The sequence below is a fragment of the Bradyrhizobium daqingense genome (genome assembly GCF_021044685.1).
GTDB lineage: Bacteria > Pseudomonadota > Alphaproteobacteria > Rhizobiales > Xanthobacteraceae > Bradyrhizobium > Bradyrhizobium daqingense.
Genome location: NZ_CP088014.1, coordinates 1,026,125 through 1,044,339, shown reverse-complemented (window position 1 = coordinate 1,044,339; position 18,215 = coordinate 1,026,125). Strand labels below are relative to the sequence as shown.

At 65.6% G+C, this 18,215-nt stretch carries 17 protein-coding genes and 2 tRNA genes; 3 read left to right on the top strand and 16 right to left on the bottom strand.

Annotated elements, in window-relative coordinates:
• Positions 1 to 10: 10 nt before the first annotated feature.
• The 3 genes from folD to LPJ38_RS04790 are packed head-to-tail and all read right to left on the bottom strand — an operon-like array spanning position 11 to position 1,577.
• Positions 11 to 895, bottom strand: a complete 885-nt coding sequence (folD, locus tag LPJ38_RS04800; protein ID WP_145630317.1) for a bifunctional methylenetetrahydrofolate dehydrogenase/methenyltetrahydrofolate cyclohydrolase FolD — start codon at positions 893 to 895, stop codon at positions 11 to 13.
• A 1-nt stretch (position 896) separates the two neighbouring features.
• Positions 897 to 1,271, bottom strand: a complete 375-nt coding sequence (locus LPJ38_RS04795) for a DUF167 domain-containing protein (RefSeq protein WP_145630318.1) — start codon at positions 1,269 to 1,271, stop codon at positions 897 to 899.
• A 15-nt stretch (positions 1,272 to 1,286) separates the two neighbouring features.
• A complete protein-coding gene (locus LPJ38_RS04790; RefSeq protein ID WP_145630319.1) occupies positions 1,287 to 1,577 on the bottom strand; it encodes a YggT family protein in 291 nt (96 codons plus the stop codon).
• Between the two features lie 201 nt (positions 1,578 to 1,778).
• On the opposite strand from LPJ38_RS04790, the gene LPJ38_RS04785 reads away from it, so the two are divergent.
• A tRNA-Ala gene (locus tag LPJ38_RS04785) sits at positions 1,779 to 1,854 on the top strand.
• Positions 1,855 to 1,957: 103 nt separating this feature from the next.
• Here the strand turns inward: LPJ38_RS04785 and LPJ38_RS04780 are convergent.
• The 7 genes from LPJ38_RS04780 to LPJ38_RS04750 all read right to left on the bottom strand — a co-directional run bounded on the left by LPJ38_RS04780 (position 1,958) and on the right by LPJ38_RS04750 (position 9,779).
• On the bottom strand, positions 1,958 to 2,770 hold the full coding sequence (locus tag LPJ38_RS04780) for an enoyl-CoA hydratase (protein ID WP_145630320.1): 813 nt from the start codon (positions 2,768 to 2,770) through the stop codon (positions 1,958 to 1,960).
• A gap of 99 nt (positions 2,771 to 2,869) precedes the next feature.
• On the bottom strand, positions 2,870 to 3,664 hold the full coding sequence (locus tag LPJ38_RS04775) for a glutamine amidotransferase (protein WP_145630321.1): 795 nt from the start codon (positions 3,662 to 3,664) through the stop codon (positions 2,870 to 2,872).
• Positions 3,665 to 3,788: 124 nt separating this feature from the next.
• On the bottom strand, positions 3,789 to 4,568 hold the full coding sequence (locus tag LPJ38_RS04770; protein ID WP_145630322.1) for an SDR family NAD(P)-dependent oxidoreductase: 780 nt from the start codon (positions 4,566 to 4,568) through the stop codon (positions 3,789 to 3,791).
• A 221-nt stretch (positions 4,569 to 4,789) separates the two neighbouring features.
• Complete coding sequence (locus tag LPJ38_RS04765; protein WP_145630323.1) at positions 4,790 to 5,278, bottom strand: tellurite resistance TerB family protein; 489 nt, start codon at positions 5,276 to 5,278, stop codon at positions 4,790 to 4,792.
• Between the two features lie 261 nt (positions 5,279 to 5,539).
• Positions 5,540 to 6,949, bottom strand: coding sequence for an adenylate/guanylate cyclase domain-containing protein (locus LPJ38_RS04760; RefSeq protein ID WP_145630324.1), 1,410 nt, complete (start codon positions 6,947 to 6,949; stop codon positions 5,540 to 5,542).
• A gap of 50 nt (positions 6,950 to 6,999) precedes the next feature.
• The gene (locus tag LPJ38_RS04755; RefSeq protein ID WP_145630325.1) at positions 7,000 to 8,370 is read right to left on the bottom strand and encodes a cytochrome P450; all 1,371 of its coding nucleotides are present in this window, start codon (positions 8,368 to 8,370) and stop codon (positions 7,000 to 7,002) included.
• Between the two features lie 35 nt (positions 8,371 to 8,405).
• Positions 8,406 to 9,779: a hydrolase gene (locus tag LPJ38_RS04750; protein WP_145630326.1), complete on the bottom strand. Its 1,374-nt coding sequence runs from the start codon at positions 9,777 to 9,779 to the stop codon at positions 8,406 to 8,408.
• 135 nt (positions 9,780 to 9,914) lie between these two features.
• Here LPJ38_RS04750 and LPJ38_RS04745 point away from each other — a divergent pair, with 135 nt between their 5' ends.
• Entirely contained in the window at positions 9,915 to 11,603 is a 1,689-nt protein-coding gene (locus LPJ38_RS04745) for an MFS transporter (RefSeq protein WP_145630327.1), read from the top strand.
• 91 nt (positions 11,604 to 11,694) lie between these two features.
• On the opposite strand, the gene LPJ38_RS04740 is transcribed toward LPJ38_RS04745, so the two are convergent.
• A complete protein-coding gene (locus LPJ38_RS04740) occupies positions 11,695 to 11,910 on the bottom strand; it encodes a cysteine rich repeat-containing protein (RefSeq protein WP_145630328.1) in 216 nt (71 codons plus the stop codon).
• Positions 11,911 to 12,070: 160 nt separating this feature from the next.
• On the bottom strand, positions 12,071 to 12,376 hold the full coding sequence (locus LPJ38_RS04735; protein ID WP_145630329.1) for a hypothetical protein: 306 nt from the start codon (positions 12,374 to 12,376) through the stop codon (positions 12,071 to 12,073).
• A 254-nt stretch (positions 12,377 to 12,630) separates the two neighbouring features.
• On the opposite strand from LPJ38_RS04735, the gene LPJ38_RS04730 reads away from it, so the two are divergent.
• On the top strand, positions 12,631 to 13,686 hold the full coding sequence (locus LPJ38_RS04730; RefSeq protein ID WP_145630330.1) for a polysaccharide deacetylase family protein: 1,056 nt from the start codon (positions 12,631 to 12,633) through the stop codon (positions 13,684 to 13,686).
• Between the two features lie 295 nt (positions 13,687 to 13,981).
• Here LPJ38_RS04730 and LPJ38_RS04725 read toward each other — a convergent pair.
• The 4 genes from LPJ38_RS04725 to LPJ38_RS04710 all read right to left on the bottom strand — a co-directional run bounded on the left by LPJ38_RS04725 (position 13,982) and on the right by LPJ38_RS04710 (position 18,081).
• Positions 13,982 to 14,057 (bottom strand) — tRNA-Thr (locus LPJ38_RS04725).
• 101 nt (positions 14,058 to 14,158) lie between these two features.
• Positions 14,159 to 15,937 carry a heme biosynthesis protein HemY gene (locus LPJ38_RS04720; protein ID WP_145630331.1) on the bottom strand — a complete coding sequence of 593 codons (1,779 nt, stop codon included), beginning with the start codon at positions 15,935 to 15,937 and terminating at the stop codon, positions 14,159 to 14,161.
• A gap of 35 nt (positions 15,938 to 15,972) precedes the next feature.
• Entirely contained in the window at positions 15,973 to 17,259 is a 1,287-nt protein-coding gene (locus LPJ38_RS04715) for a COG4223 family protein (RefSeq protein WP_145630332.1), read from the bottom strand.
• A gap of 75 nt (positions 17,260 to 17,334) precedes the next feature.
• Positions 17,335 to 18,081 carry a uroporphyrinogen-III synthase gene (locus tag LPJ38_RS04710; RefSeq protein ID WP_145630333.1) on the bottom strand — a complete coding sequence of 249 codons (747 nt, stop codon included), beginning with the start codon at positions 18,079 to 18,081 and terminating at the stop codon, positions 17,335 to 17,337.
• Between the last annotated feature and the right edge of the window lie 134 nt (positions 18,082 to 18,215).

Below are 18,215 nucleotides of genomic sequence, written 5' to 3'. Positions count from 1 at the left end.
GAGAGTTCAACTACACCGCCGGCTTCGGCAGTCCGGCAATCGCACACGCCGCACGCAGCGTGTTCACCAACAAACACGCAACCGTCATCTGACCGACGCCGCCCGGCACCGGCGTGATCGCGCCGGCAACGCCAAGCGCTTCCTGATAGGCGACGTCACCGACGAGGCGCGTCTTGCCGTCGTCCTTGGGAATGCGGTTGATGCCGACGTCGATCACGGTCGCGCCCGGCTTCAGCCAGTCGCCGCGCACCATCTCCGGCTTGCCGACCGCGGCATAGACGAGGTCTGCGCGCTTCACGAGCCCGGCCAGATCGCGCGAGCGCGAATGCGCGATCGTGACAGTGGCGTTCTCGTTCAGCAGCAATTGCACCAGCGGACGGCCGACGAGGTTGGAGCGGCCGATCACGATGGCATTCATGCCCTCGAGCGAAGCGTGCACACTCTTGGTCAGGATGATGCAGCCGAGCGGCGTGCAGGGCGACAGCGCCTCGAAACCGCCGGCAAGCCGGCCGGCATTGTTCGGATGCAGGCCGTCGACGTCCTTGGCCGGATCGATGGCGTTGATCACGGCCTCGGTGTTCAGCCCCTTTGGCAGCGGCAGTTGCACGAGTATGCCGTGCACCGCCGGATCGCGGTTGAGCTTTGCGACCAGCGCCAGCAGGTCCCCTTGCGAGACGTCGGCCGGCAGCTTGTGCTCGAACGAAGCCATCCCCGCCGCCTGCGTCTGGGTGTGCTTTGAGCGGACATAGACCTCGCTGGCGGGATCGTTCCCGACCAGGACCACCGCAAGGCCCGGCACCAGATCGTGCTCACGCTTGACGCGGGCGACCTCATCGGCGACGCGGCCACGAAGCTCCGCGGCGATGACTTTTCCATCGATGATCTCTGCGGTCATGTCAGTTCCCCTGGTCTGTCGATTTCGCGGAGGCGAGCTGGCGCAAGGTCGCGCCGAGCCGAGCCGGATCGCCCTCGACCGCGATCCGCTTCAGCCGCGAGGTCGCCCCGGACAAAAACCTGATGCTGGCCTTGGGCACACCCAGCGATTTCGCGAGCAGGCCCACAACAGCCTTGTTGGCCGCGCCGCCATCGGCAATGGCCCGCACCCGCACCTTGAGCACGCTGCGGCCGTCGGAGAGCTGCTCGATGCCGTCGATCTCGTCGCGTCCGCCGCGCGGCGTCACCCGCAGCGCGATGCTGATTCCCAAGGCCGAGTAGCGCCAAGGCTCTTTACAGGAAGGCTCCTTACACGAAGGCTCCTTGTTAGCAACCAAGGCGCTCCCGCCCGCTCAGATCACGTTCGGGTAGACGTAATACAGGATCACCCGCTCGATGAACATGATGAGCAGGATCAGGATGATCGGCGAGATGTCGAGGCCGCCGAGACTGGGCAGGAAATTGCGGATCGGCGCCAACAGGGGCTCGGTGATCCGATACAGGAACTCCGCCACCGCCGAGACGAACTGGTTGCGGGTGTTGACCACGTTGAAGGCGATCAGCCAGGACAGGATCGCGGAGGCGATCAGCAGCCAGACGTAGAGATCGAGCACGATGATGACGATGTCGAGAACGGCACGCATGGCTTTGCAGACTCTGCCTTTTGAAACTCTGGCTGCGGTCGGGATTGACGCCCGTTGCTAGATATCGGTTCCCCCCGACCCAAACAAGGGAAGTCGGCGCCCGGATGGCTAAAACCGGGTTACACCCGTCCTTGACTTGACCTTGGCGGGGACTTAAATGGCGCCCGGTTGTCGGCCGCATTCACCAGAGCGGCCAGCAAAGGGGCCATAGCTCAGCTGGGAGAGCGCGTCGTTCGCAATGACGAGGTCGGCGGTTCGATCCCGCCTGGCTCCACCAGCCTTCGCAGGCTACGCCTGCTTCGGCTAGGCAAGCCCTCATGTAGCGAAGGCTGTCACGCCATAGCCCGAAGGGCGACGGCGGACTTCTCCTCGCCGCCCCCCTACCTCCCCGTAAACCGCGGCGGCCGCTTCTCCATGAAGCTCGCGACGCCCTCGCGGAAATCGCTGCCAGCCAGCGCCACCATCATCTCGCGATTCGCCTCGATCGTCGCCTCGGCCAGGGTCTGGAACGGGACCTCGTAGAGCTGCCGCTTGATCACGGCCATCGCGCTCGGCGAGACCATATCTGCAAGATCGCGCGCATAGGCATAGGTCTCCTCGCGCAACTTTTCCGGCGAGCAGAGCCGGTTCACCAGCCCGATCCGCAACGCCTCCTCGCTCGACACGCGCCGGGCCGAGAGCAGCAGATCCATCGCATTGGCATGGCCGACGATGCGCGGCAGCATCCAGCTGATGCCGTGCTCGGCGATCAGGCCGCGCCGCGCGAAGGCGGTGGTGAACACCGTGTTGTCGGCTGCAAAGCGCAGATCGCAGTAGAGCGCGTGGACCAGGCCAATGCCCGCGGTCGCACCGTTGAGCATGGCGATGACCGGCTTCTTGATCGAAGGATAATAGCCGTAGCGCGTCTGCCAATCCGGCCGGCGGTTCATGTCGAAGGGTGGCAGGTTCGCGGCGCGCCTGACGTCGTCAGGATCGAGGCCTTTCAGCGCATCCATGTCGGCGCCGGCGCAGAACGCGCGGCCCGCGCCGGTGAGCACGATGACGCGGACGTCGTCGTCGGTATTTGACGCTTCCATCGCATGGCGCACGTCGCGCTCCATGACCGGCGTCCACGCATTCATGCGGTCCGGGCGATTGAGCGTGATGGTCGCGATCCTGTCGCTCACCTCGTAGAGAATGTGTTCGTAGGCCATGGCGCTCTCCCTGTATTTGCCGGCGCAGTTTCGCGTGCGCGCGTTGGCAGGGAGCGTAGCATATCCAGGAGAGACGCAAGGGCTTGCGCGGAGGCGCGATCATTCAGCGGCTTGCGCCAGTACCGGGCGGCGCGCCAGCCAGCCGTCGATGAAATGATCGAGCCACGCACGCTCTGCGACGTCGTAGACGGCACGATCGGCGAAATGATGATGCCGCTGCCGCGCACCGGGCGCGCTGAAGCCATCATAGCCGCGCGTGGTCCAGCAATGCATCATCGCGTAGGTCACGTCGGGGTGAAACTGCACACCGAAGGCATTGCCGGTGCGGAATGCCTGCACCGGAAAATCATCGCCTTCCGCAAGCAGCTCCGTGCCGACCGGCAGCTCAAATCCCTCGCGATGCCAGTGATAGACCTGCGCCGGCCAATGCGGACAGAGCGCGTGGCCCGCTGCGGTCGGCCTGATCGGGTAATAGCCGATCTGGGTCAACGCCTCCGCATGCGGCGCGACGCGAGCACCAAGCTGCATCGCGAGCATCTGGGCACCGAGGCAGATGCCGAGAAACGGACGCTGTTCGCGGAGCGGAATTTCGATCCAGTCGATCTCGCGGCGGATGTAATCGTCAGGATCATTGGCGCTCATCGGACCGCCGAAGAACACGGCGCCGGCATGCTGGTCGAGCGTCTCGGGCAAGGGATCGCCGAAGCGCGGACGGCGGATGTCGAGGCGATGGCCGAGTGCGCGCAGCGCATTGCCGACCCGGCCGGGCGTCGAGGATTCCTGATGCAGGACGATCAGAACCGGCAACCGGGCTTCGGAGGCGGCCGCGCCCGGCGTCCTTCTTGGGAAGGGCACCAATTCTGCGCTACCAAACCTGTCCGTCCGGAACGACATGGCCTCTGCGAGTGCTATCGGTTCAGACCATCAGCATAGCTAAGCGATGGTTAACATCGTGTGAGTTCGCGCACACAAGCCGGACGAAGCAAGCTCCGGGCCATTACGGAGGCGTGGCGATTATCTAGTGCCGACGCCGCTGGAACCGGCTGGTGGCAGCCAGGATGAAGCCGCGCGGGAAGAAACGCAGTGCGAACGGCACGATCTTGATGCCCAGACCAGGCAGCACTGCCCGTTTGTTCGCCATCAGGCCACGATACGCCTCCTGCGCAACGTCGGCGGCAGAGACCTTGAGAGCGGCCGTATCATGTTGAGAGCCGACGCCGGCGCGGGCCTGGAATTCGGTGGGCACTGGACCCGGACAAAGCACCGTGACGCGGACGCCGCGCGGCGCGAGCTCTGCCCGCAACGCTTCGGTGAAGGAGATCACATAGGCCTTGGACGCGTAGTAGACGGCCATGCCCGGGCCGGGCAGGAATCCCGCGACCGATCCGACATTGAGAAGGCCGCCCTTGTTCCTGATGAGCTGATCGGCAAAGCGCAGCGACAGATCCGTCAGCGTCCGCACGTTGACGTCGACGATGCCGAGCTGCTCTGCACGATCACGCTCGATCGCATCGCCGAACACGCCGAAGCCGGCATTGTTGACGAGATGATCGAGCTCGACCCCTTCGGCGGCAAGCGCCGCCGCGATCGTCTCGCCGGCATCCGCTTGCTCGAGATCGCAAACGATCACGATCGGCTTCTTGCCGCCCTTGGCGGCGAGCTCGGAGGCGAGCGCTTCCAACCGGTCTGCCCGTCTCGCGGTCAATGCGAGGCGATGTCCATTGGCGGCAAACACGCGCGCCAGCTCCACGCCGATGCCTGCCGAGGCACCAGTAATCAGCGTCACCCGCTCAGTCACGATCGAAGTCTCTTGCGTTCAAGTTTTTGCCCTGCAATGGCGGAACGAGAGCATAGGCCGCGCGCGGCATGCAAGCTGTGCCACCAGCATGGCCGCCTGAGCAGAACGACAGGACGTGCTGGAAAACCGTTGATTTGCAGGCGCAATTCGACGCAGGCGACGAACAAATTAAAGTTTCGTCATGTACCCGCGCAAGCCGCTATTGAGCGACATGAGAGCCGTCAGCCACCGACGGCACTGTCCTTCACCGGGCCGCCGGCACGCTCGGCGACCGCGTGCTTCAGCTCGATTCGGTCACGCTGGGATATCCCGAGCAGGTCGGATGCGCGCCAGACGACGTTGTCCTCGAACTCGCTGACCTGCCCATCGGCATAGACCAGCTCCCACATCATCTGCACGATGCGCTTGCGGCCGTCCTCGTCGAGCGAGCGCATGATGACGCTGGTGAAGTGATAGAGATCGACCGCCTCGCCCTCGACCTGGGTGGCGTCGGCGATCAGCCGGTCCGCGGTGCCCCGATCGAGCCCAAAGTGGCTTTCAATCAAGCCGTGCAGCTTGCGCTGCTCGGTCGCGGTCGGCTGGCCATCCAGCGAGATTACGTGAACCAGCAGCGCCGTGGCCGCCAGCCGATAGTCGCTGTCGCCAAATGCGCGGTCCTGGTCTTGGGGAGCAACAATGTCGGCGATGAATTGACGCAGGCCGTCGAGCATAAGATCCTACCGAAATCGATGACGTCGCGGGGTGCGACGTGACCAGCATTATATGAGCGGGAAACTCAACCGGCGCAACGTGCGTCAGTTCCGCGCGCCGCATTACGTTTCGGCAATATGGGCTATCTCTTTCACCGTCATGGCCGGGCTTGTCCCGGCCATCCATGCGTCACCACCAACTAAAGACGTGGATGCCCGGGTCAAGCCCGGGCATGACGACGGAGAGTTGGCGCGCATCCGCCTCTACAACGTCATTGCCCCTCACGGTATCTCGTACACCACCATCTTGTCGGCGATGCCGCGCAAGGCGGCCTGCTTCTGGATCGGCTTGATCGCGCGCTGCTCGAGCACTTCGGCGACCGCGGGCGCATCGAGCACCGGGCCGGTGATATGGATCTCCTGCGCAGTGGACAGGCTCTGCACGCGAGCGGCGATGTTGACGGTCTGGCCGAAATAATCCTGCCGCTCGTTCAGCATCACCGCGAGGCACGGGCCTTCGTGAATGCCGATCTTGACGATGAGATCGGCGGTGCCGCGCTTCTTGTTGAGCTCGTCCATCGCTGCGCGCATCCGCAGGCCTGCGACGATGGCGTGCTCGGGACGGACGAAGGTCGCCATCACGGCATCACCGATGGTCTTCACCACCGCGCCCTTCTCGGAAGAGATGATCTCGAGCAGGGCATGAAAATGCGCGCGCACGAGATCGAAGGCGGCGAGATCGCCGACGCGCTCGTACAGCGCGGTCGAGCCCTTGAGATCGGTAAACAGGAAGGTCAGCGAGGTGATCTGGAGCCGCTGGTCGAGACTGAGATTGTCGGCCTTGAACACGTCGCGAAAGGTCTGGTTCGACAGCATCCGCTTGGCGGTGAGGAACGGCTTGCGCTTGCCGATCAGATGATGGAGCGCCTCCGCCGCGATGAAAACCGACGGCAGCACGCGCACGCCGGCCTGGTTCTCCAGTGACAGCCTGAGCGGGCCCGGCCGCATGGTCGTGGTCCCGGTCGGGGCCTGCACCTTGTTGTACATGATGGCGAGCTGCTGGCGATCCCTGGTCGGCTCGCCCTGGACGTCGATGAAATGGGCGGCATGCGTCACCGGCTCGAAGATGATGACGAAGTCGCTCGGCAACTGCAGCGACATAGTGGCTTTCTCGCCCGCCGGCAGCTCCATCGTATCCAGCGTCACCTCGTTCGCCAGCATCGCGAACGAATCCTTGTTGAAGTCGACGCCGGAGCTCCAGAACACCTGCTTGAAATATTCCCACACCGGAAGCGTGTCGGGATCATGCGCCGCGATGCGCCGGACACGCGGGTTCACGGTGAAGGAAACCTCGACCTGATCGTCGACGGAAGCTTTGTAACCGCAGGCGCAGAGCGCGCAGTGATAGTCGTCGGGCTTGAGCGCCTTCAGCGTCGAATGCGCGCCCAGCACGCCCCCGCAGCCCGGGCACAGCACGTTCCAGCCGAGATCGAACAAGCCGAGCCGCGCCGCATGCAGGAAGGCGGAGATCGCGTGCTCTTCGTCGACGCCATGCTGCTGGGAGAAATCGAGGACGTTGACGCGGTTGAGCTCGTGATCCTCGCCGTTCTCGATGAGATGCGCAATTGCATCGACCACCTTCACGTCGGCGGTCTGCTGCAGAACGGATAATTGGGCCTGGATGTCGCTCATGACGAGACTCTATCTGAGATGGATCACGCTGCCGGCCAGGCAATCGCCCGTCACCGACGCGTGATGCGGAACATGGGTGAGTGGTCCGGCTGGGTCGTGACGACACCGAGCGGGATCACGGGATTGCTCGGATCGGCGAGCTCGACACGGAACGCGCCGATCAGCCGGGCCAGCGCCAGCACGGATTCGGCCTGCGCAAACGGCGCGCCGATGCAGACGCGCGGGCCCGCGCCGAACGGCAGATAGGCGAAGCGATCGGGCGCCTCGTTCGACAGGAAGCGCTTTGGAATGAACGCGTTCGGCTGATCCCACAGCTTCTCGTGCCGGTGCAAGAGCCAGGGTGCGATCATGATGATGTCGCCCTTGGCGATCTCGACGCCAGCCGCATTGTCCTTGTCGCGCGCGGCACGCGCCACCAGGAAAGCGGGCGGATAGAGCCGCATCGTCTCCTCGATCACCGCGCGGGCGAATTTCTGGCGATCGATATCGGTCATGCTGTCGAGATGCTCGCCGCGCGTCTCGGAGGCAACCTCTTCCTGCGTCTCCGGATCGAGAGCAAGCAGATAGAGCGCCCAGAACAGCGCCGTTGCCGTGGTCTCGTGACCCGCAAGGATCATGGTCGCGACCTCGTCGACGAGCTGCTCGTCAGAGAAGCCCATGCCCGTTTCGGGGTCGCGCGCCGCGTCCATGAGATCGAACAGATCGCGCGGCGGCGCGCCGTCCTTTTTGCCCATTGCACGCCGCTCGGCGATCAGCATCGCGACGAACTCGGTCCAGCGCTTGCGGAAGCGGGCGCGGGCAAAATCCATCGGGCTCGGCCAGGACACCGGCAGCAGCATGTCGAGAAAGTATGGCCGTCCCAGCCGGGCGGCATATTCCATGATGAAGTTGCGCAAGGTCGCGCCGTGGCGCTCCATGCCGAAGGAGAACATCGTGCGCCCGGCGATCTCCAGCGTCATGCGCTGCATGACCTCGCGCAGGTCGATGTCTTCACCAGCGCGCGCATCCAGCTTTGCGATGGTCTCGTCGAGCACCGCCGTCATGTGCGGGACGAGATTCGCAGTGGCGCGCGGCGTGAAGGCCGGCGCGAGCGTGCGGCGCTGAAACGTCCAGGAATGACCTTCGGCGATCAGGAGACCGTCGCCGAGCACGGGGCGCAGCACGCGGATGCCGGCCGGCGTGCGCGTATAGTTCTCGTAATTGCTGAGCAGGACGTGCCGGATCGCATCCGGCTGGTTCAGGATGAAGCTGTTGCGGAAGAAGAAGCGGCCCTTGATGACGTCTTCTTCATAGGCGCGCTGCCCCCAGGTTGCGATCATGTTCCGTCGGATCACGGCAACCCGGGCGAAGAACGACATCTCGTCCGGGGCGCGCGGGGGAGCCGGGGGGATGATGGGCCGACGCACGCTGGCGATGTTCATGGCTCCCTCCCGAGAGAAGTGTCGTAAGCAAACAGCTAGTAAGTCAGCTCGGCAATCGCAATCCTGTTCTCGGCGGCGGGCCAGGCGCGTGCCACAATCCGTTCTTCGCCGAATTGAGCCACGATGTTACGTCCGACCTCGCCCGCTGCAAGCCGCAATGTGGCTGCCGCATCGGTGGGCACGCCCGGCTTGACGTCGGCCGGCTCCTTGCCGTCGAACAGCACCACGTCCCGCGGCAGGCCGAAATAGCCACGCGGCCGCGACATGATGACGACGGCGCCAGCATCCTTGTCGGCCGGCCCAAGCGGACGCGCAGGCCTTAAATGCACGACGTCGGAGGAACGCGGGAAAGGCGAGCGATAAATGTGCGTCGTCGGCGCGCCGGGCGAAGCCAGGACGAATTCGAGCGACCATGCAGGATCGACCTGCGCCGGCCCCCAGCGGCCGTCCGCGCCTGTCTTGGAGCTGTGCAGCGCCTCGCCCTCACGCTCGCCGGTATCAGGGTCGACCCGGAAGATATCGACGGTTGCGCCGGCGACGGGACGATTGGTCGGCACGCCGCCCGGCGTGCCCGAGACCAAACCGCTCAGCTTGACGCTGACCTCCGGCGTGATCGCGATGCGCGCGGGTTCGCGGCCGGCGATGAACTTGTAGATCTCCCGGAACGCGCGCGGATGAAACGCCACCTCGCGATGGTCGAGCGCGCCGAGCACGAGGTTGATGGCACCCTTCAGCTCCGGCCCTTCATTCGTGACACCGGTCGGCGTGCCGGGCTTGCCGATGAAGCGGCCATCAGCTTGCGCGTATTTGTCCATGCCGTCGCTGCGCAGGGTGAGGAAGGCGACGCCCGGCGTCACCTCGCTCTCGCCCTCGTTCAGGCCGCGCAGGAATGTGCCGCGGCCATTGAATTCGTTGTTGGGCTGATCGTCGGTTGCGAACAGGCCGTGATTGGGCGTGCCGCACAGTACGGCGTGGCTGACATCGCCGGCGCCGCCATTCTTGATAACGTTGCGGATGGCATAGCCGCCGCGCGAGCTGCCGACCAGCGCCACGCGAGGCGCTCCAGTCCGGCGCTTCAGCTCGGCGATGGCGGCAGCGAGCTCGCGGCGCTGGTCCTCGGTCGAGGAGCGGTTTGCCTGCTCGACCTTGTCGTCACTGCGCGCCAAGGGGTCGGTGAAGTTGATCGCCATCATGCGATCGCGCGCGATGCCGTTGAATTCCATCCGCCACAAGGTCGTCATCCAGAGCGCGTCGTAATCGCCGTTGCCGTGGACGAACAGGATCGGCGGCACTTCGGTGCTAGGCACGGCGGCAGGTGCCGTTTGAGCGATCGCACCGGCCGGCAAGCTCGCAACCGCGAAAGGCAGGCTGCCCACGCCTTGCAGGATCGTCCGTCGCGACAGCCTCATATGTTCCTCCCCGGCAAAGCAGTCTTTGCACCGCTTATACCGGTCTAACCACTGGACAGCGAAGGACTTTCGCAGGCATCACTGATCCGACCGGAATCGCTGAAGCCAGTTCTGACACCCGATTTGGAAGGGGATATGACCGAGCCGACGAACCGCCAGACATTTGCCGGAGACGGCATCACGGCCCCGCTGCGGTACACCTTGTTCCGGCGCATCTGGCTCGCCAGCCTGCTCTCCAATCTCGGCCTCCTGATCCAGGGCGTGGGCGCGGCCTGGGCAATGACACAGATGGCAGCCTCCGCCGACAAGGTGGCGCTGGTGCAGACCGCACTGATGCTGCCGATCATGCTGATCTCGATGCCGGCCGGCGCCATCGCCGACATGTATGACCGCCGCATCGTCACCCTGATCTCGCTGGCAATCGCGCTGATCGGCGCGAGCGCGCTCACCGTGCTGGCCGGCTTCAACATGATTAGCCCCGAATTGCTGCTCGTCTTCTGCTTCGTGGTCGGCAGCGGCAATGCGCTGTTCGGCCCGGCCTGGCAGTCCTCGGTCAGCGAACAGGTGCCGCCCGAGGCACTGGCGTCCGCGGTGGCGCTGAACGGCATCAGCTACAACATCGCACGCAGCTTCGGTCCCGCGGTCGGCGGCGTTATCGTCGCTTCGCTTGGTGCGGTCGCGGCGTTCGCCTGCAATGCGATTCTGTATATCCCGCTGCTGGTGGTTTTGCTGCTCTGGCGCCGCAACACCGAACCCTCGCGTCTGCCGCGCGAGAAGCTCAACCGCGCCATGGTCTCCGGCTTCCGCTACATCACCAATTCGCCGCCGATCAAGATCGTGCTGCTGCGCACGCTGGTCATGGGCTTGATCGGCGGCGCCGTCATGGCGCTGATGCCCCTGGTCGCGCGCGACCTCTTGCACGGCGGCGCGCAGACCTACGGCATCATGCTAGGCGCCTTCGGTATGGGCGCAGTCATCGGCGCGCTCAACATCCATGAATTGCGCAAGCGCATGCGCGGCGAAGCCGCGATCCGTGCCTGCACCATCTCGTTGGCGTTTGCGATGGCCGCGCTCGCCTTGAGCACGGAGCCGGTGCTGACGGCGACCGCGCTGGTGCTGGCCGGTGCGGTCTGGATGGCAGCCATCGCGCTGTTCAACATCGGCGTGCAGCTCTCGGCGCCGCGCTGGGTCGCCGGCCGCTCGCTGGCGGCGTTCCAGGCCTCGATCTCGGGCGGCATCGCGATCGGCGCCTGGGGCTGGGGCCATCTCACCGACCATGTCGGCGTCGAGGTCGCGCTGCTTGCGGCAGCCTGCCTGATGCTGATCTCGCCGGTGCTCGGCATCTGGCTGACGATGCCGCGCGTCGGCGCACGCAACGAGGATGCGGAGGTGCTGGCCGATCCCGAGGTGAAGCTGTCGCTGACAGGCCGCAGCGGACCGCTGGTGGTCGAGATCGAATACCGGGTCGCCCAGGAGAACGCGCGCGCCTTCCACAACGTGATGCAGGACGTGCAGCTCTCGCGACAGCGCAACGGCGCCTATGGCTGGTCGATCGCGCGCGACATCGCCGATCCCGAATTGTGGACCGAACGCTATCACTGCCCGACCTGGTTCGATTACCTGCGCCAGCGCAACCGCTCGACCCAATCCGAACGCGCGCTGCATCAGGAAGCCATCGCCTTCCACATCGGCCCCGAGCCGGTGCGGATCCGCCGCATGCTGGAGCGTCCATTCGGCTCGGTGCGCTGGAAGGACGATACGCCGGACCGCGCCAACAGCGAGGTGCTGCCGGTGGTCGCGACCGCAGCGGGGAGCAGCACGTAGGTTCGTGTCTGATCGTAGCCCGCATGAGCGCAGCGACATGCGGGGGTCAGGCGTCCCGGATATCGCTGCGCTCATCCGGGCTACGAAATGACTACTGCCCGTGATCCGTCAGCACCTTGTCGCAACCCTTGCTCAGCCGGGTGCGGTTCTGCTTGAGGCAGGCGAGCACGGCGCCATCGCCATTGTTCATCACGGCGCGGCAGAAGCGAGAGACATCGCGCGCGCACGCGTCATGGCCGGGCTGCTGTTGCGCCGATGCAGCGGATGCGCACAGCAGAAAAGGAATAATGAAAAAAGCTCTGGTCATCGCGGAATTGCCTCTTACCCGGAACGAGTTGCGGGCGAAGCTAGTGCGATGATCCCAAGGCCGCAACGGCTTTGTTGACTGATGTTGCTGCCGCCCCGTGGCCCCGGCCTTGAAGCCAGGGCGTCGCGAGGGGAGCTGACCGACGCAACGATCGTCTCGGTTACTGTTGGCCCTGAACGTCAGCGACCTTGCGCGACGCGCCCTTGGCGAGAGTCTTGTCCATCACCGCGCGGCAGCCGGCGCTCAGATCCGAACGATGCTTGATCATGCACGCGGTGATCTTCGGGACGTTGGGGATTTCCGCCGAGCAGAGACGGAAGGCGTCGCCGGTGCACATCTGCTGCGCCTCCGCCGAGAAGGCGAAGCTCGAACCCGTCGAGACGATCGAGATGATGGCAGCAAAACCCAGGGCAAGGCCGGTGTCGCGGATCTTGCGCGTCAGAGACTTGGAAAAAGACTTGGTCATTTGAAGCTCCCATTGGCACCGCCGCTGGGCGGGCCCGTTGTTGATGGGAACTACGATGCTCCGCCAAAACCGTTTCCACTGTGATGATGGTCACGACCGGCTCAGCCTCTGTGACCTCGGTCACTTTGGCGCACCTCGCTGAAATTCCTGCGCAACCGCTGTCGCGTTGGTGTCACGTTAACTGTTCCTTCGCATTAATGGCTCGTCGCGCGGGAAATTCCGCCGGTTTGGTTGCGTAATTGGAAAGAATAGCGATGCGTAATGCGTTGGGCCTGATGCTGGCCAGTGTAGTTGCGGCGGTCGTGATCGCCGCCGGGGGTTGGTTTTATTATTCCTCGCGCGCCGATCAGGGCGCCCCCAAGACAGTTGCCGCCCGTGCTGCCGATCCGTTGCCGGCACCGGCGAAGCTCGCCGCCAAGGACGACGTCCAGACCACCGCGACGATCGCAGCCAAGCCGGCGCCGGCAGCTCCAGCACCTGCGCCAGCCCCCGTCATGCCGGTGCAGCAGAAGCAGGTCTGCGCCAATCCGAACGCGCTCGGCGTGTCCCGCGTGGTCGAGATCGACACCACCGGCGGTCCCGGCTTCGGCTTCGAGCACTTCAAGCAGTTCGACTTCCTCACCGAGAAGGAGGTCGTGCTGACCTTCGACGACGGTCCATGGCCGGTCAACACGCCCGCGGTGCTGAAGGCGCTCGCGGATGAATGCACCAAGGGCCTGTTCTTCTCGGTCGGCAAGCACGCGACTTATCATCCCGAGATCCTGAAGCAGGTGCTCGCCCAGGGCCACACCGTCGGCACGCACACCTGGTCGCATGTCAACCTGAACAGCAAGAAGATGACGGAGCAGCAGGTCAAGGACGAGGTCGAGAAGGGTTTCAGCGCGGTGAGGTTCGCGCTCGGCACCAACCCGGCGCCGTTCTTCCGCTTCCCGCAGCTTCAGCACAATCCCGCGATGGTGGCCTATTTCGGCACCCGCAACGTCGCGATGTTCTCGACCGAGATCGACTCCTTCGACTTCAGGAAGGGTGCGACGCCGGAGAAGATCGTCGAGACCGTGATGACCAGGCTCGACAAGCTCGGCAAAGGCATCATCCTGATGCACGACTTCCAGAAGAACACCGGCATCGCCATGCCGACGCTGCTCGCGCGGCTGAAGGCCGGCGGCTACAAGGTCGTGCAGATGAAGGCCAAGACGAGCTTGCAGACGCTCCCGGAATATGACGAGGCGCTGATGAAGGACATGAAGGTGCCGACCGCCGGCACGAACGCCCGTCCGATCGCAAGCGTGGTGCAGACGGTCTCGCAGTAAACCGCGATCACGCTTCAATATTCGCATGGCCGGGCTTTCGCCCGGCCATGCGCTTTGGACAAGCAGCTTACCAATAGATGCCGTGCCGGTGCAGCTCGCTGATGATGCGGCGCTCGGTCCAGCTGCGCGTGTGCTTCGGCTTGTTCGACTTTGAAGTGGTCCTGGTGCCAGGCTTGGTCGTCGCGACTGGCGCTGAAGTCCCCCGCAACCATCGACAACCGTTCGGCACGAGGTTGTCACCGATGTCTCGGGTACGACCCGTTACGTATGTCTTCGGGCTGGAGAATCGAGGCGATGGTGCCGCAAGAGGGATTCGAACCCCCGACCCCGTCATTACGAATGACGTGCTCTACCGACTGAGCTATTGCGGCGAACCCTGCCGGAGCTTGGCGCGATGCCGGCTCCGATACGCGCGCCCCTGATATCGGGCATGGCCCGAATTGGCAAGGACAAGCGGCGTTCGAAATGCGCCTCACGCGCCCCAGCGGGACCAGAATCCGCGCCAGCCGCCGGCCTGAGCCTTAGGCGTGCCGATTTGTTCCGTAAATTCATCGCTCGGGCCCTCGTCATCGATCCCGGGATCGTCCGGCGCGCGGACGATCGGGATCACGGCGGGGATCGGGGCCGGTCCGGGCTTGCCGAGATCGGCACGGCTTCGGAACACCGGCGTGGCCGGCGGAGACGATTCGGCCGGCGCCGATGCCTGATCGGCCGGCTCGGCGGGCGTGACCGCCGGCTCTTCTGTGGCAGCTTCGTTGGCAGCTTCGGGGGCTTCCTTGGCGGCCTCTTTGGCCTGTGGGGGCGAATTGTCCTGAGCGGCCGGAGCTGGGGCCGGAGCCGCCACCGGCGGTTCCATCGGAGCTTCGCTGGCGGCCGCCGTCACTCGCTTCGGCGGCGGGGCCGCCAGCATGGCTTCCTCGAAGGCGGAGGATTCGATCGTGGTGCTCCTGTCCGAGGGCAGGCTTGCGACCGGGGTCTGCCATTGGAAGGCGTCGAGGCGGCCGGTGACCGGGGAGACCGGACGCCAGCGGTCGCTGACATAGCCGTCCGCAGTCCAGGCGGGATCGTGGCGGGCGCGCACCGCACGCAAGGTCCAGGCGCGGGCACGGCCGCCGTCGCCATGCTCGGTGCGCTCGATCTCGGCCATCAGCAGCGCGACGCGCTGCGTCGGGTCCTTGAGATATGGCGCGAGCACCTCGCGCGCACGGGCGAACTCGGAGGCATCGATCGCGGCCCGCGCGACCGCGAGCTGGCCCTCGACATGACCGGGCTTGTCGGCCGGTGTCTTGGCCGCGAGCGTCTCGACCCGCTGCAGGCGGTGCCACGCGGTATCGCCGAGCTTCACGTGGGCATAGGCATCGGCGAGATCGGGATGCGGGTTGGCGAGCCAGGCGGCCTCGACCAGCTTCATGGCGCGGCGCACCTGATGCGCCTCGCTCTCGAATTTCGCGGCGAGCACCGCGGCCGGCACCAGGGTCGGTGCGAGCTTGACCGCCTCCATCGCGCTCTCGCGCGCGACGTCGCGGTCCATAGTTTCCAATTCCAGCGCACGCGCGGCGAGCAGGACGCCGCGTTGGCGGCGATAGGTCGGCTTGTCGATCTGCCCCGCAGACAGATTGGAATCGAGGATCGCGAGCGCACCGCTCCAGTCGCCGCGCGCGCAGCGGAAGCCGAGCACCGCATGCGAAGCCCAGGTCGAGGACGGCGACAGCTTGATCGCTTCTTCGGCGATCATCACGGCGCCGACCGCATCGTCGGCGCGCTGCGCCTCGATGAACAGGCCGCGCAGGCCGAGCAGGCGCGTGTCCTCGCGCTCGGCCATGGCGCGGAAGACGCGCTGCGCTTCGTCGCGATTACCGTCGAGCTGCGCGGACTGCGCATGCAGCAGCAACGCGAGCGGATCGTTCGGCGCATGCCGCCGCGCCGCCGCCGCGTGCCGACGGGCAAGCGCGGTGTCGCCGTGACCGATCGCGAGCAGGCCGTGGGTGATGGCGTGACGGCCGCGCGCATGGCGCTTCTCGTGACGACGGCGGCGCAAACGTCCCGGCGTGCGCCAGATCATTGTCACGATGCTCCAGAGCAGCACGGTCGCGGCGGCGAAGATGCCGAGCCCGAGCACGAAACCGGAAAACGTCGTGGTGGCGCGCAAGCCGCCCCAGGTCAGAACCAGCTCACCGTGCTGGTCGGCAACCCAGGCGCCGCCGGCCGCCGCCAGCGCGATCAAAATGAGAAAGAGCACGATGCGAAGCATGACAGTCCCTATACGCGCTGATTGTTGCGCGAACCTTATTGAGCGGGCTTGACTGAATCGGACTTGGCTGAATCGGATTTGGCGAGATTCGCCATGGCATCGTCGGCGAATTTGCGGGATGCGGCGAGCGCGGCGTCGCGGGCGTCTGCCTTGTCGAGCCAGGCCTGCGCCGCGGCGCGATCGGTCTCCGGCAGCGACTTCAGCTCGCGACGCGCCTCGACGAAATCGTTGCGCAGCGCCGCCGCCGTGACGCGCGCCACGATCGCACCGCGGTCATTGCCGACGCCGTCAGTGCGCTCGATGCGGACGAGCTTCGACGCGCCCGCCTGGAGACGCTCGACGATACCGGTGCCACCGGTCTGAGGTTCCGGTGGCGGCGACAGCTTCGGCACGATGGTGAGCAGCTCGCGGCTCAGTGCGACCGGCGTCGGAATGCCCGATGATGCAAAATTATCGAGCGGCTTCAGCGTTTCGGGCTTGGCCGCCAGCGTGCGCGCCGCCGCCAATTGCTGCTGATAGGGATCGCCATGGCGAACCGCGACGTCGAGCAGAGCGGCGGCCACCACGTGGCGCAGCGGCCTGTCGTCCATTGCCTTGACCTCGGCAATCTTCTCGCCCTGCTGCGCGATCTCGGCCCGTTCGGTCCTGCTGGCGCGTTCGAGCTGCGCGATGCGGTCGTTGAGCGCGGAAAGGTCGGGCGCGGGAGCGCCTGGCGCGGACTTCACGTCGTTCAATGCGCTCGCTGTCTTATCGGATTGCGCGCGGAGATTGGCGAGGTCGCTGCGCAGGCTGCCGACGGTTTTCTCCAGCGCATCGATTCGCGCCACCGTCGCCGGATCGGCGACGGGCTTGCCCGCCTTGGCTTCGACTGCGCTGACACGCCCGCTGAGCGCGTCGACCGTCGCGCTCGTGACTTGCGGTGCGACAGGCGGCGCCTCTACCGCGGGCCAGCCCAGCATCCAGCCGACCGCGATCACGACGGCCGCGGCCGCAGCGCCGGAGAACGGCGCGATCACCCAAGGCGAAATCGGCGGCGACCCGGCGGCAGCCGCGATGGCGGCTTCCGCCTCATTGCGCTCCGGCCCGGCGTCGGCGTGCTCGGTCTGAAGCTCTTCGGGCTGAACCTCTTCGGACTTGGCCTGCTCGGATTGGGGTTGCGCGGTCTCGGCGTGCTCCGGCGTCGGCTGAGCTGCGGGCTCGCCCGCCGCCTCCCGCGGCTGGGTCGAGACTTCGGTCGCCTCGAGGTCGATGGTGGGCGGGGTGCGCTTGGCACGACCGGCGTCGGGGGCCAATCCTGCGTCTTCAGGCTTGTCGTCGGCCATCGTGACGGTTCCTCACACTTCCATACCTGCACGGATCCCAAGGTAATCCGATTGCGCCGGATTCGGCTCGACCTCTTACGCCAAACGGGTGCGCAAAGCACGCTCCAAGGCGTCGAACAGGGCATTTTCATCCGGCGTGGCGGCCGCCAGAACCTGCGACGCACCGGCCTCGCGCAGCACGCCAGCGACCGTCTCGGACAGGCAGCATTGCGGTATCGCCAGCGCCGAGATTTCGACACCTTCGTCCCGCGCCGCGTCCAGGAACGCCCGTGCGCTACGCCGGGAGTAGTGCAGCACCGCCTCGATGCCGTGGGCAGCGAAGCCATCGCACACCTCGCGCGGCAGCACCTTGACGGGCGCCATGCGATAGGTGGTCTGCGTGACCACGTTGAATCCTTCGGCGCCGAGCTCACCGCCGAGATCGCGCGACAGATCCGCGCCCGCCAGGTAAAGCAGCGTGCTGTTTTTCTTCAGCACCTTGTCGCGTGCACCCTGCACCACCTTGTCGCGCAGCGCCGCCGCATCGCCGCCGGCGACGGTCACGTCGGCAAAGCCGGCCTCACGCGCTGCGGCGGCCGTGTGCTCGCCGACCGCAAACAGCGGCAGGTTCGATAGGCCAATATCTTGCAATTGCGGTGCGATGCCGCGAATCGCGTTGGCCGATGTGACGATGATGCCGTCATAGCGCGCCTCGCTCTCGGCTCGAAAAGCGACCGGCTCGAACTTCAGCACCGGCGCGAGCAACACCTCATGCCCCCGCGCGCGCAAATTCTCCACCGTCGCCTCATTGTCGGGATGCGGCCGTGTGACAAGAATGGACATCGCTGCGGTTCCCGAACCATGGGCGGCGCATGGACGAGGACCACCGCGCGTGGCGATTGCGCAAGCCATCCCCGGAATGCTACCGGACGTACCAGAACTCGGCTTTCCGGATGAGCGCAAGGGCGCAAATTGGA